The sequence below is a fragment of the Rathayibacter sp. VKM Ac-2835 genome, assembly GCF_013266705.1.
GTDB lineage: Bacteria > Actinomycetota > Actinomycetes > Actinomycetales > Microbacteriaceae > Rathayibacter.
In genome coordinates this window covers 338,384-353,772 of sequence record NZ_JABSNQ010000003.1, presented here as the reverse complement: position 1 = coordinate 353,772, position 15,389 = coordinate 338,384, and the positions used below count along the sequence as shown (strand labels likewise).

Genomic DNA, 15,389 nt, shown 5'->3' with positions numbered 1-15,389 from the left:
GGGCTAAGGTTCGCGAGACGCGACCCGACGCGGATGGACGGATCCTGGCCGGCCACGATCGTCGGTGCGCCCGCATCCGGAGACCCCATGGACGCTCGACGACGCCTGCTGGTGGTGGCCGGGGCGGTCGCGCTGCTGCTGGTCGCGGGGGCTCTCGTGCTCGACGCGACCGCCGGCGGCCCCGGCGACGGCAGCCCGACCGGCGCGGGGGCGACCGGATCCGCGGGCACCTCGCCCCCCGGCGCCACCGCCTCCCCTGGCGCCTCCTCCCCGAACACCACCGCCTCCGCCACCCCGGGCGCGACCCCCGACGGCGCCACCGTCACCCCGCCCGACCCGTCGAACCCCGCCGCCGTCGCCGACCCCTCCGCCCCGCTCGAGGTCTCCGGCCCCGCCCCCGTCGACACGGGCCTACCCGACTCCACCCCGCGAGCCGCCCTCGTCTCCCTCCCGCTGCCCGCCGCCGCGAGCGCCACCCGCGCGCTGGTCGCCGGCTACCCCTCCGCCGTCGTCGCCCCGCTGCCCGATTCGGTCGTCGCCTCGAGCTCGGTCGAGCCCGCCGGCGACGCCCTGCGCTCGGGCCTCACCGCGACCGTCGCCCTCGACGCCGAGCAGATCGTCGAGAGCTACCGCCGCTCGCTCGCCGCGCAGGGCTTCGCCTCCGCCGCCGTCGACGCGCCCGCCGACGGCGCCGCGATGGTCTTCACCGCGGGCGAGGACACCGTGAGCCTCTCGGTCACGCCCACCGGCACCCCGCGGATGAGCTACTCGCTGATCGCCGTCCTGCACCCGAGCGGCGGCTAGACGTGTACATCTCCCTGTCCGACCGGCCCGAGGGCGCCGCGGAGCAGCCCGCGCGCGGCACCGGCCCGTCGCGCATCGCCCCCGCCGTCATCGCCCTCGGCATCGTCAGCCTCTTCACCGACATCTCCTCGGAGTCGACCGCCGCGATCCTCCCCTTCTACATCACCGCCGCGCTGGGCATGTCGACGCTCGCGTACGGCTTCCTCGACGGCCTCTACCAGGGCGTCAGCGCCTTCGTCCGCATCGGCGCCGGCTGGACCGCCGACCGCACCGACCGCCCCAAGCTCGTCGCCCTCGCCGGCTACGGGTTGTCTGCGATCGCGCGCCTGGGCCTGCTGGTCGGCAGCGGCCCCGCGGCCCTCACCGCGGTCGTCACCGTCGACCGCCTCGGCAAGGGGATCCGCACCGCGCCCCGCGACGCGATGATCTCCGCCTCCTCCGAGCCCGCGTCGCTCGCCCGCTCGTTCGGCGTGCACCGGATGCTCGACACCGTCGGCGCGACGATCGGTCCGCTCCTGGCCTTCGTCGTGCTGCTGCTCGTGCCGGACGGCTACTCCACGGTCTTCGTGCTGTCGGCCGCGTTCGCGACGCTCGGCGTGGTCGTGCTGCTGCTGTTCGTGCCGGACGTGCGGACGCGCATCGCGGGCGGCGCGGCGCGAACGAGGCTGCCGTGGCGCCGCCTCTGGGACCGGCGTCCGCGCCGCCTCCTGCTCGCCGCCGGCCTGCTCGGGCTGCTCACGGTCGGCGACGGCTTCGTGTACCTGGTGCTGCAGAGCCGCAGCGGCTTCGCGGCGCAGTGGTTCCCGCTGCTGTACGTCGGGACGAACGCCGCCTACCTCGCCCTCGCGATCCCTTTCGGCCGCCTCGCCGACCGCTGGGGCCGCGCGCAGATGTTCGCCGCCGGCCACGTGCTGCTGCTCGCCGTCTACGTGCTCGCGGCGTCGCCCGCCTCCGGGCTCGCGGTGACGATCGCCTGCCTGCTGCTGCTCGGCGCCTTCTACGCCGCGACCGACGGCGTGCTCGCGGCCGTCGCCGGGGCGAGCGTGCCCGCCGAGATCCGGGCGAGCGGGATCGCCGCGGCCCAGACGGTCGTCGCGGTCGCGCGGCTGTTCGCGTCGGTCGGCTTCGGAGCGCTGTGGCTGTGGCTCGGCCGGGAGGACGCGATGATCGCGGTCGCCGTGGGTCTCGCGGCGGCGCTCCCCGTCGCGGTGCTGCTGCTGCGCGAGCGCTTCGCGGAGAAGAAGGCATGACGGACTCGTCCCGCCGTCTTTCGGACCGCGCGCGCTGGATCATCGCCGTGGTGGCCGCCGTCGCCCTCCTCGGCGGCGCGGCTGTGTACGGGGCCGGCGCCTGGGCGCGGTACCAGGCGCGCGCCTCCGCCGACTCGGCTGTGGCGGTCTCGACAGGCGCCCCCGTGGACGGCGACCGGATCGTCTTCCGCAACACCGCGAGCGGCCAGGGCTACGGGCTGGTCGCCTCCGTGCCGCTGGCCGACCCGGGCGCCGCGCGCACCCTCACCGACCGCGCCTGCGACCGCGTCGCTGCGACCGAGTCGATGGAGCTCTGCCTGCGCACCGACCGCGGCGTGCTGACCACCTTCGAGGCCGTGCTGACCGGCGCCGACGGCGAGACCCTGCAGACGTGGCCGCTGCCCGGCATCCCCAGCCGCGCCCGCATCGGCGACGGGATGCTGAGCACCACCGCGTTCGTCACCGGGCACTCGTATGCGCCGACCACCTTCTCCACCCAGACCGTCATCCGCTCGCTCGACCCGGCCGTGCCGGACCCGGGCGATCTGGAGTCCTTCGCGCTCAGCGTCGCCGGGGCTCCGCTGACGGCCGCGGACCGGAATCTGTGGGGGGTCACCTTCGCGGACGACGGGGACACGTTCTACGCGACCGCGGCGTCGGGGTCGCGGACGTGGCTGGTGCGCGGGAGCATGTCGGCGCGGACGATGACGGCGATCCACGACACGGCGGAGTGCCCGTCGCTCTCGCCGGACGAGACGCGGGTCGCGTACAAGAAAGACGTCGGGGACGGGGTTCCGGACTGGCGGATCGCGGTGCTGGATCTGGCGTCGGGGGTGGAGACGGCGCTGCCGGAGGAGCGGAGTGTGGACGACCAGGTGATGTGGCTGGACGACGACACCCTGCTCTATGGGCTGACGCGGGAAGAGGCGGCGGGTGACACCGACGTCTGGGCGATCTCGGCCGACGGCGGGGGCGACCCGGCGGTCTTCCTCGAGCACGCTTGGTCACCGGCGGTCGTCCGGCGCTGACGCAAGGCCCGCGACGTCGACTTGTAAAGCCCATTCGAGCCCCCTTCTTGGACAGAGTGGGACGACAAGAAATGTTGAGACGGCAGGACCACCGTCGTCACGGCCAAGGCAGACTTCGGATGAACTATCAACAGCGGTCCCAGAAAGCGAATGTTCCTCACCGCCAACGGACGACGACCAGCGACCGCGAACATTTGCGACCAAGTCCCGGATGGTCCGCATGTGCACGCGAGCAGGAACGCTCGTGCGACGAATACGAAACCACACACATGGGTGATAACACCACGAAGCGAAGAAGGTTCCGACGCCGTCGCCATGGAATACTCGCCTCCATGGTCGATTTCACGCCAGATAGCCTCCCCGCCGCCATCGCAACGCTGTTCCGTCAGAACCACCACACGGTTGGCGGCCCTTTGAAAATCAACGGTGCTGAGATTGACCTTGTTGCGACACCAATCGGCAACCCGTTTGCTTCGAAGGTATATATCGAAGCAACGGTGCAGTATGTAGACAACACAAAGTACGGAAAAGATCTAACCAAACTATCGATGGTTCACATGATCGACCCGGGGGCCATTTGCCTAATCGTGAGTTCAAACGGGTTCACACCTGATGTCCGAGAGCGTGCGGCTAAGACGCGCATCGAAACGTTAACGTATTCCGAGTTATTCGAGAAATTCGAAAAGTTCCAGCCCTACGTGGAGCTGATTACGGGCGACACCCAAGTCGCCGACCAGATACGCGAGCTTTCTAGCGTATACGAACATCCGAAATTCGTGGATGCGCACGGCTCTGACAACGCTCTTGAATGGATGGACAAGTGGCTTCATGACCACGACGCCGCCAAATCTTGGCTGCTTGTGGTGGGTGAATACGGCACCGGTAAATCAGCGCTTACACGAATGCTGCAGAAGCGTTGGCTTGAGAGCTACAAGCAAGATCCAGGGGCTGCGATACCTGTTCGCATCGAACTTGGGGCTTTCACAAAGCAGTTCGATGCACAGGGCCTCCTACACCACTTCCTTGACCATAACGGTCTGAGCCATGTTCCTATAGAGTTCTTCTGGTCGCTTATACGTTCCGGGAGGGTTGTGCTGATTCTCGATGGCTACGACGAGATGGCACAGTACCTGAATCAGCGGGAACGGCGAGCGACGTTACAGGCCCTTGCGGAGCTATCGAGCGATGGAGTTCGCGGACTTCTAACTAGCCGGCCCAATTACTTTTCTGAGACTGAACAACTGGCGCTGTTTGATCACCTTTACAAGCAGATTTCACTGCGATCCAAGTACGCAATCATTGCGGGAGAAAAGATATCTCAGCACGAGTCCCAGATCGACGACCTGATCCAGAGGAGCATTCTCGACAAGTTCGAGCGGTCACTAATGGACCTTTCGCCGGATCAAGCCAAAAACCTTGTTCGAAGAATGTTGACCGCGACGCCGGAAGCGGCGGAAACTGTGATCGCAGTCCTCGACCGTGTATTTCGGGCCACCGGCGAAGGAACGGAGATTGCACTTTCTGGTAAACCAGTGATTATCAGCTACCTCATCGAGGTTGCAAATGAGCTGGACGAGACCACTGCGACTCGCCTGACGGAGTGGGAGGTTTATACATTGATTGTCGATAAGCTCGGGCTCCGAGACTTGGGCCAAGCCGCGCATGTCGGAACCGACGATCGCCGAGTCTTCCTACAGCAACTCGCGATCCACTTAACCACGACCGGCCAGACCCAGGTTGACGAGGACCAGTTCCGTTCGCTCATCGAGGTTGTCTTCAAGCGTCAACTGCGGAGGCATACTGGGAGCTCGCGCAGCAACGAGGTCGACTCGATGTTCGAAGACCTAAGACGGTCCGGCACTCTTACACGCGCGGGAAGCACCATTGGAGTGGGCTGGCGCTTCTCGCATAACTCGCTTCGCGAGTTCCTTGTGGCCGAGTCAATGGTGGACGACATCCTTCGCGGCCGTCCACTAAGGTCGGATCCTCCGATCTCTGACGCCATGCGGGCATTCACGGCCTCAGCCGGATACGATCCCCAGCTTCTCGTGTCAGCGCTAGTAAAAGCGAAGTCTGATATGAGTTCCAACCTAGCCCTCGGGAGCTACATCGCTCTGATTTGGGACGGCTTGCCTCCCGTAGTCAGCGGCGCTCCACGATTGCAGTCGATCGCGGGAGAGCCGCCGCGCGTCGATCGCGTGCACTTAGCCTCGATGGAACTGACCGTTACGTCAGATGAGCGCGGATACGAAGGTTCCTCATTTAGAGATTGTACACTTCTCGACATATCATTCCGCTCCGCGAACCTTCGCTCAGCCGATTTCAGCGGCAGTGCGCTTGAGGCAGTCATTCTGGATGAAGCGGACCTCTCAGCAGCAACGTTCCACGGTGCGTCTTTGGTGGACGTCTCTGTCACTGATGCCATTCTTGAGGGCGCCATCTTTACTAACCTCAACGAAGACATATCATTGATTTTGGACGTGGGACGCAGTCCCAAGCGAGTAGAAGGAAAGCAGGCGCTCGGGTACCTGGCGTACTGCGGAGCGGTTGTCGACCCTATAGATTCATATTTTTTCTGGATGAATCATCCGCGATTCTCGATTGTCGAGAAAGTGGCGAGCAAGCTAGTGGAGGGCTCTCGCCGTCAGCGTAGGGGCTTGGAGCAGCGCGGCGCGGCCGCGCTGGACCCCGCCTTTGCTCGCAGTTTCGTCGCTAAGTTGGAGTCGCTTGGTTACGTACAGACCCCACTCGGCCGGTCAGAGCTAGTCGAAATAACGGCTTCGGGTCGATCCGCCCTGGGATCGATGCAGTCCGGGAGGGAACTTCCGTCTGTGATCGCAGAGTTCCTCGCCGAGAGCTGAGTCCGCACGGGATGACAGTTCCAACTTCAAGTGTCGCGAACGGGTACCAGCGGAATTTTTTGCTGAACCGGGCGGCGTCCTTCGGCCGTCGCAACCACGCGCCACCGTCACCTCTTGGGACTGCTCGGAGCGAAGCCCGAGCTAAGGCAACGGAGACATCCTCGATGTATCTCCACGACCGGAGCGGCCTACCCGAGCGGAACGACTCGACACCTGACCATTGGACGCAGGGTGCACCTTGGAACAAGGGCGGCAAGAGTGTGCCAAATAATCTGCGAATGCTCTACCTGTTCAATTGGAACTCGAAAAGCAATAAACAAACACGCCTCCGGGCCAGCGAGGGATAAGCAATGACGCTAACCGACACCGAGTCCGCACCTGAGGACGGGATGTCCGACTACAGCATTACAATTTGCGACTGCAACAGCATAGATAAGGCGGTAATTGCGCTACGTCGCGGCGCCCTCAACATCAAGTACGGCCCTAACGGCATCGGAAAGAGCACTATTGCCCGCGCACTGACTCTGCGCGCAGAAGACAGCGACCAGCTCTCCGAGAAATTGACGCCGTTCAAGTACAAAGATAAAAAGAATGCTCCGCGTCCTTCAGTGCAAGGCGCAGAAGACATCGCAAAAGTGATGACGTTCAACGACGACTATGTCTCTACGTTCGTGTTCCGTCCTGACGAGGTCGTGGAGAACAGCTTCGAGATCTTCATCAATACCGAGGAATATCGCGCTGGAGTCGAGGAAATAGCTGCGCGCTTTGACTCGCTTAAACAGACCTTCACCGACGAGCCCGAGTTTGACGCCGCTCTGTCAAGTTTCGAGGAGCTTCGCGACGCATTCAATGTAACCAAGGGCGGCGCGCTCGCCAAAACGAGCAAGGCCTTCAAGGGCATCGGCGTCGGCGGCAAAATGTCTCAGATACCCGAATCGTTGCAGGGCTATAAAAGCTTCATCGAAAGTGACGACCCCGCCACCTGGATAAAGTGGCAAGCAACGGGCAAGACATACTTGGGCCTGTCAGACAATTGTCCCTTTTGTTCCACATCTGACGTTGACAAGACCGTGGCAGCGCAGCTCTCCGACGAATATGACTCCGCCGCGGTCCGTAACCTTAGCAACCTGCGTGCCGTCATTGATCGCGTGGGCCAGTACATCGCTCCCGATGATCTTCAAAAGCTTAGGGAGCTCACAAAATCCATCTCAGGACTGACGTCCGAGCAGGAGTCCTTTGTGGTGTCTCTGCGGGGCGCGGTCGTGACTCTACTCACGAAGCTTGCAGCTGCGAAGAGCCTGTCTTTTCAAGCCCTCAAAGACGAGAACAATATCGCACCCCTGCTTAACGATCTCAAGATTGATCTCAATTATCTCTCCGTACTCGACTCGGAGGCGACTCAATCAGTCGTTCAGCTCATCAATGAAAAGCTGTCTGCTGCAATCAGTGAAATCAACGAAATCAATGCGCAAATAGGGAAGCAGAACTCGCGCGTTAAGAAGCTCATCCGCGAGAATCAAGGCGCAATTAACTCATTCCTGACGTCGGCAGGCTATCGCTACGCAGTTCGCATCGCCCCGAGTGATGGAACCTACAGGATGTTGCTGGAACATGTTGACTTCTCTGGTCATATCAAGGCTGCTCACGAGCACTTAAGTTACGGCGAGAGAAACGCTTTCGCGTTAGTCCTCTTCATGCATGACGTTCAACACAGGAAGCCTGATCTTGTCGTACTGGATGACCCGGTGTCGAGCTTCGATAAGACAAAGAAGTTCGCGATCCTCCATCAGTTATTTCGCGGCGAAAATAGCCTTCGCGGCACGACTACTTTGCTTCTCACTCACGACATAGAGCCCGCCATTGACATGGTCCGGACAAGCACAGCCAAGAAGTTCCAAGCAGCCAAACCGGCGGTTCACTTCCTTAGTGGCAAAAAGGGAATCGTGACGGAAAGGCCCGTGGCACCAACCGACATCGCTACTTTCACCGAGGTGTGCGAAGCGAACATTTCGTCTGTCGAAGATACGATTATCAGGTGCATTTATTTACGGCGACTTTCTGAGGTCCATGGCTTGAAAGGCGTCGACTATGAACTCCTATCTAGCTTGCTTCATGCTCGTGAAATTCCCAGTCGGATTATTGCCCTGGATGAGTTTGAACCGCTCACAGCAGCGGAGGTTAGAGCGGCTACTGATAGAATCCGCAAGTACATTAGCGATTTCGAATACAGCACGGTACTAGGGGAGATGAAAGAGACGGGATCACTTCGGAATCGGTTTGACGCGACTTCCGTGGGCTACGAGAAAGTTCAGCTGTTCCGAATCATGCTTGCGCTCGACCCAGAGATGATGAAGGGTGATGAGGTCTTCGCGAAGTTTGTCAATGAGACTTACCACATCGAGAATGAGTACGTTATGCAACTAAACCCTCGCGACTTCGACGCCGTGCCAGAGTTCGTTATTGCCGCCTGCAGTGACCTCGTAGAGAAGGCCGCAACTGCGTAATTTGCCAGTTGTATCCTCTCGGTCCACCAAAAGCGATCGCGTGGATCGCTTGCCGATCGTGACCGTATCCCGCACAGCACAGCGTGCATCGCGGCCCTTTGCAGCGACTAACTGCCGGATCACCACGACGCTCCGAACACCCCACACAGCCTCGACACCCCGTAGCGACACCCACAGATTCGTCGCCAGTCGAGCCGTCCCTCAGAGCAGTTGAGCTCGCCGCTGCCCGGGGACGTCCTCACCCGTCCTGCGCCCGCCCCAGCACCAAACAAAAGGACCCCCACACATGAGCATGGAAGGCGTCGCCTGGAGCTCCCTCTACCGGATCTCCTCCGCCCAGAGCGGCAAGCACGGCATCTCCCGCGAGTCCGTGCGCCGCATCATGACCTTCGCGGTCCCCTACCGCGCCCGCCTCCTGCTCTTCATCGGGCTCAGCGTCGTCGGCGCGTTCCTCGCCGTCGCGACGCCGGTGCTCGCCGGACGGGTGGTCGACACCATCGTCGCCCGGGGTGCCGTCGGCACGATCGTGCAGCTCGCCGTGGTCATCGCCGTCGTGGCCGTGGCCGACGCCGGGGTCTCCCTCGTCACGCGCTGGTACTCCGCGCGGATCGGCGAGGGCGTCATCCTCGACCTGCGCACCGCCGTCTTCAACCACGTGCAGAAGATGCCGATCGCGTTCTTCACCCGCACCCGCACGGGCGCCCTCGTCAGCCGGCTCAACAACGACGTCATCGGCGCGCAACAGGCCTTCAGCGGCACGCTCTCCGGCGTCGTCACGAACGTCGTGGCGCTGGTCCTCACCCTGATCGTCATGCTCAGCACGTCCTGGCTGGTCACCGTCCTCGCGGTGATCATGCTCCCGATCTTCCTCATCCCCGCGCGCCGGATGGGCAGCCGCCTCGCCGCGCTCCGCCGCGAGGCCGCCGACCACAACTCCGCGATGAGCACGCAGATGACCGAGCGCTTCTCGGCCCCCGGCGCCACCCTGGTCAAGCTCTTCGGCCGGCCCGACGAGGAGGCGGAGGAGTTCCGCGTCCGGGCCGCCCGCGTCCGCGACATCGGGGTCCGGACGGCGATGCTGCAGCTCGTCTTCGTCACCGCGCTGACGCTCGTCTCCGCGCTCGCCCTCGCGCTCGTCTACGGGCTCGGCGGCGTCCTCGCGCTCGGCGGGCAGCTCGACACCGGCGCGGTCGTCACCCTGGCCCTCCTCCTCACCCGCCTCTACGCGCCGCTGACCAGCCTCGCGAACGCGCGCGTCGAAATCATGAGCGCGGTCGTCAGCTTCGAGCGCGTCTTCGAGGTGCTCGACCTCCAGCCGCTCATCCAGGAGAAGCCCGACGCGGGCACCGTGCCCGAGGGCCCGGTGTCCGTCGAGTTCGACGACGTCCGCTTCGCCTACCCGTCCGCGGACAAGGTGTCCCTCGCCTCCCTCGAGGAGGTCGCCGTCCTCGACACCCGCGGCGGCGAGGAGGTGCTGCACGGCCTGTCCTTCCGGATCGAGCCGGGGCAGACCGTCGCGCTCGTCGGCACGTCCGGGGCCGGCAAGTCGACGATCGCGCAGCTGCTCTCGCGCCTCTACGACGTCGACAGCGGCGCGGTGCGCCTGGCCGGCACCGACGTCCGCGACGTCACCTTCGCCTCCATGCGACACACGCTGGGCATGGTGACGCAGGACGGCCACCTCTTCCACGAGACGATCCTGTCCAACCTGCGCCTCGCCCGGCCGGAGTCGACCGACGACGAGGTGTGGGACGCCCTGCGCCGCGCGCGGCTCGAGCCGCTCATCCGCTCGCTGCCCGATCAGCTGGACACCCTCGTCGGCGAGCGCGGCTACCGGCTGTCCGGCGGCGAGCGCCAGCGGCTGACCATCGCGCGGCTCCTGCTCGCCCAGCCGCGCGTCGTCATCCTCGACGAGGCGACGGCCGCGCTCGACTCCACCTCGGAGGCCGCGGTGCAGGCGGCGCTCAGCGAGGCCCTCGAGGGCCGGACGGCGATGGTGATCGCCCACCGCCTCTCCACCATCCGCAGCGCCGACCTGATCCTCGTGATCGAGGACGGCAGGATCGTCGAGCGCGGCACGCACGAGGAGCTGCTGGCCGCGGCGGGTCGCTACGAGGAGCTGCACCGCACGCAGTTCGCGGTGCAGAAGGACGTGGCGGCGGAGGAGGAGGCGCTCAGCGGGGCCTAGTCCATGTTGGTCGAGTAGCCGCGCAGCGGCGTATCGAGACCCGCCGTCACCAGGAGGACGGGTCTGCAGACTCAGGTTCTGAGGGTGGTGGATCTCGATACGCCCGCTCCGCGGGCTACTCGATCAGCATGGGCATCGCCCTGCAGGCGAGGCGATGCTCGCCGGGCGCTGCGGCGGCCGATCCGCCCGCGGACCGATAGCCTAGATTCGAGGCATGGTGAGCGCAGCAGGGTCGGCACCCGGGCCGAGCCAGCTGCTCGTCCTCTCCAAGATCACGGACATCCTCGATGCGTTCACGCTCGAGGCCCCCGCCCTCACACTCACGCAGATCCGCGAGGCGACGGGGCTGCCCGTGTCGACCACGCAGCGGCTGGTCGTCAACCTGGTCGCGCAGGGCTTCCTCGACCGCGACGGCGACCGGTTCCGCATCGGGCTGCGGATGGCGTACTGGGCGGCGCCGGCCGTCCGCGGGATCCGCGCGGTCGACGTCGTCGCGCCCCTGCTGCAGGAGCTGCGCGACGCGACCGGCGAGACGGCCAGCCTCTTCCGCTCGGAGGAGGACTACCGCGTCTGCATCGGGCTCGAGGAGACGCACCACGAGCTGCGGCAGGACAGCTACGTGGGCAAGGTCGCCCCGCTGACCGTCGGCTCCGCGGGCCGCGTGCTGCTGGCGTGGAACGACGAGCTGCGCGCGCAGGTGCTGGGCCGGCCGATCCCGGACCTGGCGCACCGGACCATCACCGACCCGGCGGCCCTCGCCGAGGCGCTCGCGGAGACGGCGCGGCGGGGCTACGCGATCACCGGCAACGAGCGCGTGGACGGGCTCACCGGCGTCGCCGCCCCGGTCTTCGACCCCGACGGCCGCGTCCGGATGGCGATCAGCGTCAGCGGCCCGGTCGCCCGCATCTCGCCGGACGACCTCGACCGCTGGACGCCCCTCGTGCGCGAGGCCGCCGACCAGGCGACGCGGCGGCTCGGCGGGCGCGCGCCGGCCTCGGTCAGCTGACGTCGGCCGGGACGACCCCTTCAGCCGGGACGACCCACGGGAACGCCTCCGCCGTCGACCGCGCACCCTGGCGCGCCTTCGACCGGTTGGGCTCGCCGAGGTCCTCGAGCAGGCTCTCCGACTCGCGCACGAGCTGCGCGAACGCCGCGGTGTCGAGCCACTCCGGCCGCATCGCGAAGAGGAGGTCCTCGGACGCGGTGTTGCCGCTCGCTCCCGGCGCGAAGGGGCAGCCGCCCAGCCCGCCGAGGGCGCCGTCGACGACCGTCGCGCCGGCCTGCACGGCGGTGAGCGCGTTGACGACCCCGGCTCCCCAGGTGTCGTGGCCGTGAAAGACGATCTCGCGCGGGGGCGTCTCCGCGGCGACGCGCGAGACGAGCGACGCGACCTGACCGGGATGCGCCTGCCCGAGGGTGTCGCAGATGACGATGTCCTCCGCGCCCTCGGCCCGCGGGTCGTTCGCGATCGCGAGCACGCGCTCCTCCGGCACCATCCCCTCGAACGGGCAGGTGAAGGAGGTCGCGATGCACAGCTGGATCCGGCCGCCGACGCCGTGCGCCAGCGCGACCGCGTCGGGCATGGCGTCCAGGCTCGCCTCGGTGGGCCGGCCGATGTTCGCCCTGTTGTGGGAGTCGGACGCCGAGAAGCAGTACTGGAAGTTGCGCGCCCCGGCCGCCGCGGCCTTCTCGATGTGCCGCGGAGTGGCGACCCACACCCAGCTCTTCTCGAGCTCCTCGGGGGTCAGCGCCTCGATCACCTCGAGGGTGTTCGCCATCGGCGGCACCACGTCGCCGCGTGCCATCGAGCCGATCTCGAGCTCCGGCACTCCCGCGGCGAAGAGCGCGCGGGCGAGGCGCACCTTGCGCTCCGTGGAGAGCATCCGGCCGGTGAGCTGGAGGCCGTCGCGCAGGGTGACGTCGCGCAGCCGGGCTGCGGATATCGTCGCGACGGAGGCCGTCGGGGCCGCGGCGGTCATCGGGCGTCCGCCTCGGTGGCGCGGGTGGTCGGGGTACTGCTCTGGAGCATCGCCAGAACCTCCTCGGTGTCGTGCCCCAGTGCCGGGGCGAGGGTCTGGATGGGGAGGGATCGACCGCCGAGCACGGGGACGACGCCGGGGAAGCCGACGTCCTCGATCGTGCCGGCGCCGGTGTCGACGTCGAACTTCTGGATCATGTCGCGCGCGGCGTACTGCTCGCTGGAGCTGATGTCGGCGGCGGTGTAGATGGGGCCGGAGGGGACGCCGCACTCGTCGAGGATCGCGAGCGCCTCGGCGGACGTCCTCGTCGCGGTCCAGGCGCCGATCGCCGCGTCGAGCTCGTCGCGGCGCTTCCAGCGCAGGTCGTTCGTGGCCAGCCCCTCGTCGGCGGCGAGGTCCTCGCGCCCGATGATCCCCATGAAGCGCTGGAAGATGGCGTCGCCGTTGCCCGCGATGACGATGCTCGACCCGTCGGAGCAGGTGTAGGCGTTGGTGGGGGCGATGCCCTCCATCCGCCCGCCGACCCGCTCGCGGACGATGCCGTGCGCCTGGTAGTCGGGGATCAGCGACTCCATCATCGAGAACATCGCCTCGTTCAGCGCGACGTCGACGACGCGCTCCTCGAGCGGCGCCGGCCCCAGGCCCGCTGCGCGGCGCGTCTGCCGCTGGAAGAGCGCCATCATCACTCCGTAGCCGGCGTAGAGGCCCGCGATCGAGTCGCCGATCGAGACGCCGACGCGCACGGGCGGCCGGTCGGGGTCGCCGACGAGCTCGCGGAACCCGCCCATCGCCTCGGCGACGGCGGCGAAGCCCGGCCGCTCGGAGAGGGGCCCGGTCTGCCCGAACGCCGAGATGCGGCCGATGACGATGTCCGGGTTCGCCTCGTTCAGCACGTCGGGTCCGATCCCCCACTTCTCCAGGGTGCCCGGGCGGAAGTTCTCGAGCACGACGTCGCACTCCGCGGCGAGGCGGCGGACGGCGTCGCGCCCCTCCTCGGTGCGGAGGTCGAGCGTGATCGACTTCTTGTTGCGGTTGATCGTGTGGAAGAGCATCGAGGTGGTCGAGCCGGCGTGCAGGCGCCACTTCCGCAGCTCGTCGCCGGTGCCCGGGCGCTCGACCTTGATCACCTCGGCTCCGAAGTCGGCCAGCAGCCGGCCGGCGGTGGGCGCGGCGATGAAGTTGCCGAGCTCGAGCACGCGGAGCCCGTCGAGCGGGGCGATGCGGGGTGCTGCGGGCGGTGTGGTGGGAGGTGCGGTGGTCACGATCTGCCTTCCGATCGGGTCAGATGAAGATGCTGAGAACGAGGGTGACGCCCAGCGCCACGACCGAGGCCACCGAGACGCCGATGGTGCAGGTCTTGAGCGTGCCACGCGTGGTCTGGCCGAGGAGCGACTGGAGCAGCCAGAACGTGTTGCTGGTGACGTGGACCGCGAAGAGCGAGCCCGCACCGGCGGCGAGGGCGATCAGGATCGGGTCGAGTCCGATCACCGGCGCGATGGGGGCGAGGATGCCCGCCGCGGTGATCGCCGAGATCGTCACCGAGCCGACCGCCACGTGCAGCACGGCCGCGATCGCCCAGACGATCAGCAGCGGGGCGAAGCTGTTGGCGCTGAAAGCCTGCCCGAGGATGTCGCCGAGCCCGGTCGCGGCGACGACCGCGGCGAGGGAGCCGCCGACGCCGGTCAGGATGAGGATCTGCCCGCTCTCGCGGAATCCGGCGACCACCGACTTCTCCACCCGCGGACGTCCGACGGTGAAGCGGCCGACCGCGCTGGTCCCCAGCACGGCGAGGAGCAGCGCGACCACCGGGTCGGTCACCAGATCCAGCGGAGCGATCGACACCTCGGCGATCTGCAGGATCGCGCCGGTGGCGATGAGGGCCAGGCAGAGCAGGAGCGGGGCGAAGAGGAGGATCAGCCGGGGCTCGGTCCGCACGGCCTCGCGCTGCGCCACCGCGATCCCCCGCGGCACTCCGCCCACCTTGCTGAGCCGCTCGGAGACGGGCAGCGAGGACGTGTCGAGCGGCACGGGCTCGGAGGCGGTCTCCTCCTCGAAGGGCGCCTCGTCCTTCTCCGGGTTCCAGAACCCGAGTCGGAAGAGGGTGCTCATGATCAGGATCGAGATCAGGATGGTGGGCACGACGACGATCAGCCCGAAGAGCAGCATCGTCCCCAGCGGGACGCCGAGGACACCGGCGAGGGCGAGCGCGGCGACTCCGGGGACCATCAGCACGATGCCGCACTCGAGGCTGATGGCCATCGCCGTGGCGATCCGCGGGACTCCGTGCTTGCCGATCTGCGGCGCCATCCTCCGGGCCAGCGGCGCGGAGATGACCAGGAGCACGTCGAGGAAGATCGACTGCAGCAGCGTCCCGATCGTCAGGCCCATGGCGTAGGGCAGTCCCTTCGCGCCGAAGATCCGGAGCAGGTGGGACACCAGCCGCTGGATGGCGTTCATCTCGCTGAGCATCGAGCCCAGCAGCACGCCGAAGGTGATGAGCAGGCCCACCTCGGTCATGATCGAGCCGAAGCCCCCGGTGACGGTGCTGATCGTCTCGGCGGGGCCCAGGCCGATCGCGAGGCCCAGGAAGACCGAGCCGAGGACCAGCGCCACGACGGGGTTGAGGCGGAAGCGGGTGATCAGCACGACGACGCCGAGGATGGCGACCGCCGTGATCACGAGGGTGAAGGTGTCTGACGTCATCGTCGTCCCATCAGGTGAGTGCTCCCGGTCCTGCGCTGTCGCGCCGGGAAGCGATTCCTAGATTATGGACAT

Annotated in this window: 10 protein-coding genes; 7 read left to right on the top strand and 3 right to left on the bottom strand. The window is 66.5% G+C overall.

Annotated features, from left to right (window positions below; translation table 11 throughout):
• Nucleotides 1-87: 87 nt before the first annotated feature.
• The 7 genes from HRK28_RS15405 to HRK28_RS15375 all read left to right on the top strand — a co-directional run bounded on the left by HRK28_RS15405 (nt 88) and on the right by HRK28_RS15375 (nt 11,641).
• Nucleotides 88-804, top strand: a complete 717-nt coding sequence (locus HRK28_RS15405) for a hypothetical protein (RefSeq protein WP_173252235.1) — start codon at nt 88-90, stop codon at nt 802-804.
• A gap of 2 nt (nt 805-806) precedes the next feature.
• Nucleotides 807-2,054: an MFS transporter gene (locus HRK28_RS15400; protein WP_173252234.1), complete on the top strand. Its 1,248-nt coding sequence runs from the start codon at nt 807-809 to the stop codon at nt 2,052-2,054.
• Nucleotides 2,051-3,082: a hypothetical protein gene (locus tag HRK28_RS15395; protein WP_217274802.1), complete on the top strand. Its 1,032-nt coding sequence runs from the start codon at nt 2,051-2,053 to the stop codon at nt 3,080-3,082. Before HRK28_RS15400 ends, HRK28_RS15395 begins: the two co-directional genes overlap by 4 nt.
• Nucleotides 3,083-3,414: 332 nt before the next feature.
• Nucleotides 3,415-5,943: a pentapeptide repeat-containing protein gene (locus HRK28_RS15390; RefSeq protein ID WP_173252233.1), complete on the top strand. Its 2,529-nt coding sequence runs from the start codon at nt 3,415-3,417 to the stop codon at nt 5,941-5,943.
• 350 nt (nt 5,944-6,293) lie between these two features.
• Complete coding sequence (locus HRK28_RS15385) at nt 6,294-8,447, top strand: AAA family ATPase (RefSeq protein WP_217274801.1); 2,154 nt, start codon at nt 6,294-6,296, stop codon at nt 8,445-8,447.
• 286 nt (nt 8,448-8,733) lie between these two features.
• On the top strand, nt 8,734-10,635 hold the full coding sequence (locus HRK28_RS15380) for an ABC transporter ATP-binding protein (protein ID WP_173252231.1): 1,902 nt from the start codon (nt 8,734-8,736) through the stop codon (nt 10,633-10,635).
• Nucleotides 10,636-10,849: 214 nt separating this feature from the next.
• A complete protein-coding gene (locus tag HRK28_RS15375) occupies nt 10,850-11,641 on the top strand; it encodes an IclR family transcriptional regulator (RefSeq protein WP_173252230.1) in 792 nt (263 codons plus the stop codon).
• On the opposite strand, the gene HRK28_RS15370 is transcribed toward HRK28_RS15375, so the two are convergent.
• Genes HRK28_RS15370 through HRK28_RS15360 form a run of 3 tightly spaced genes read right to left on the bottom strand, consistent with a single transcriptional unit; the run spans nt 11,634 to nt 15,317 of the window.
• Nucleotides 11,634-12,614 (bottom strand): hydroxymethylglutaryl-CoA lyase, encoded by a 981-nt coding sequence (locus HRK28_RS15370; RefSeq protein ID WP_173252229.1) that lies wholly within the window; start codon nt 12,612-12,614, stop codon nt 11,634-11,636. The two genes, HRK28_RS15375 and HRK28_RS15370, sit on opposite strands and share 8 nt — an antisense overlap.
• The gene (locus HRK28_RS15365; protein ID WP_367948441.1) at nt 12,611-13,876 is read right to left on the bottom strand and encodes a CaiB/BaiF CoA transferase family protein; all 1,266 of its coding nucleotides are present in this window, start codon (nt 13,874-13,876) and stop codon (nt 12,611-12,613) included. Before HRK28_RS15365 ends, HRK28_RS15370 begins: the two co-directional genes overlap by 4 nt.
• Before the next feature lie 19 nt (nt 13,877-13,895).
• Complete coding sequence (locus HRK28_RS15360) at nt 13,896-15,317, bottom strand: GntP family permease (RefSeq protein ID WP_173252228.1); 1,422 nt, start codon at nt 15,315-15,317, stop codon at nt 13,896-13,898.
• Nucleotides 15,318-15,389 lie beyond the last annotated feature (72 nt).

Coding starts and splice junctions, on each gene's coding strand:
- HRK28_RS15405 (WP_173252235.1), top strand. CDS start 88: ATGGACGCTCGACGACGCCTGCTGGTGGTGGCCGGGGCGGTCGCGCTG.
- HRK28_RS15395 (WP_217274802.1), top strand. CDS start 2,051: ATGACGGACTCGTCCCGCCGTCTTTCGGACCGCGCGCGCTGGATCATC.
- HRK28_RS15390 (WP_173252233.1), top strand. CDS start 3,415: ATGGTCGATTTCACGCCAGATAGCCTCCCCGCCGCCATCGCAACGCTG.
- HRK28_RS15385 (WP_217274801.1), top strand. CDS start 6,294: ATGACGCTAACCGACACCGAGTCCGCACCTGAGGACGGGATGTCCGAC.
- HRK28_RS15380 (WP_173252231.1), top strand. CDS start 8,734: ATGAGCATGGAAGGCGTCGCCTGGAGCTCCCTCTACCGGATCTCCTCC.
- HRK28_RS15375 (WP_173252230.1), top strand. CDS start 10,850: ATGGTGAGCGCAGCAGGGTCGGCACCCGGGCCGAGCCAGCTGCTCGTC.
- HRK28_RS15370 (WP_173252229.1), bottom strand. CDS start 12,614: ATGACCGCCGCGGCCCCGACGGCCTCCGTCGCGACGATATCCGCAGCC.
- HRK28_RS15360 (WP_173252228.1), bottom strand. CDS start 15,317: ATGACGTCAGACACCTTCACCCTCGTGATCACGGCGGTCGCCATCCTC.